This window comes from Pseudolactococcus insecticola, assembly GCF_011170065.1.
In the GTDB taxonomy this organism is placed as follows: Bacteria; Bacillota; Bacilli; order Lactobacillales; family Streptococcaceae; genus Pseudolactococcus; species Pseudolactococcus insecticola.
Genome location: NZ_BLLH01000019.1, coordinates 1 through 1,697, shown reverse-complemented (window position 1 = coordinate 1,697; position 1,697 = coordinate 1). Strand labels below are relative to the sequence as shown.

Sequence of the window (1,697 nt, the reverse complement as noted above, 5' to 3'; positions counted from 1 at the left end):
CGATGAAGATTCAGATTCAACAGCGGATAGCGAATCAGCAACTGCGCTAGATTCAACAGAAGATAGCGACTCAACAGAAGACTCAGATTCAGACGAAGACAGCGATTCCTCAGAAGACTCAGATTCAGACGAAGACAGCGATTCCTCTGAAGACAGCGATTCAACAGAAGACTCAGATTCAGACGAAGACAGCGATTCCTCTGAAGACTCAGATTCATCTGAAGACAGTGACTCAACAGAAGACTCAGACTCATCTGAAGACAGCGATTCCTCAGAAGACTCAGACTCATCTGAAGACAGTGACTCCTCAGAAGATTCAGATTCCTCAGAAGATAGCGATTCAACAGAAGATAGCGATTCATCTGAAGACAGCGATTCCTCAGAAGACTCAGATTCATCTGAAGACAGTGACTCCTCAGAAGATTCAGATTCAACAGAAGATAGCGATTCAACTGAGGATTCAGACTCATCTGAAGACAGCGATTCAACAGAAGATTCAGACTCCGATGAAGATTCAGATTCAACAGCGGATAGCGAATCAGCAACTGCGCTAGATTCAACAGAAGATAGCGACTCAACAGAAGACTCAGATTCAGACGAAGACAGCGATTCCTCAGAAGACTCAGATTCAGACGAAGACAGCGATTCCTCAGAAGACTCAGACTCATCTGAAGACAGCGATTCCTCAGAAGACTCAGATTCATCTGAAGACAGTGACTCCTCAGAAGATTCAGATTCCTCAGAAGATAGCGATTCATCTGAAGACAGCGATTCAACAGAAGACTCAGATTCAGACGAAGACAGCGATTCCTCAGAAGACTCAGACTCATCTGAAGACAGTGACTCAACAGAAGACTCAGACTCATCTGAAGACAGCGATTCCTCAGAAGACTCAGATTCATCTGAAGACAGTGACTCAACAGAAGACTCAGACTCCGATGAAGATTCAGATTCAACAGCGGATAGCGAATCAGCAACTGCGCTAGATTCAACAGAAGATAGCGACTCAACTGAGGATTCAGACTCATCTGAAGACAGCGATTCAACAGAAGATTCAGACTCCGATGAAGATTCAGATTCAACAGCGGATAGCGAATCAGCAACTGCGCTAGATTCAACAGAAGACTCAGATTCAGACGAAGACAGCGATTCCTCAGAAGACTCAGATTCATCTGAAGACAGCGATTCAACAGAAGACTCAGATTCAACAGAAGATAGCGACTCAACAGAAGATAGCGACTCAACAGAAGACTCAGATTCATCTGAAGATAGCGATTCAACAGAAGACTCAGATTCATCTGAAGACAGCGATTCTTCAGAAGACTCAGACTCAACAGAAGATAGCGACTCAACAGAAGACTCAGACTCAACAGAAGATAGCGATTCCTCAGAAGACTCAGATTCATCTGAAGACAGCGATTCCTCAGAAGACTCAGATTCAACAGAAGATAGCGACTCAACAGAAGATAGTGATTCATCTGAAGACAGCGATTCCTCAGAAGATTCAGATTCAACAGAAGATAGCGATTCTACAGAAGATTCAGATTCATCTGAAGACAGTGATTCAACAGAAGACAGCGATTCCTCAGAAGATTCAGACTCCGATGAAGATTCAGATTCAACAGCGGATAGCGAATCAGCAACTGCGCTAGATTCAACAGAAGATTCAGATTCAACAGAAGATAGCGATTCCTCAG

Annotated in this window: 1 protein-coding gene; it reads left to right on the top strand. The window is 43.8% G+C overall.

Features of this window, described 5'->3' with window-relative positions; genetic code table 11:
• Positions 1-1,697 (top strand): hypothetical protein (locus Hs20B_RS09540; protein WP_191088440.1); only part of this gene is annotated, 1,697 nt, incomplete at both ends.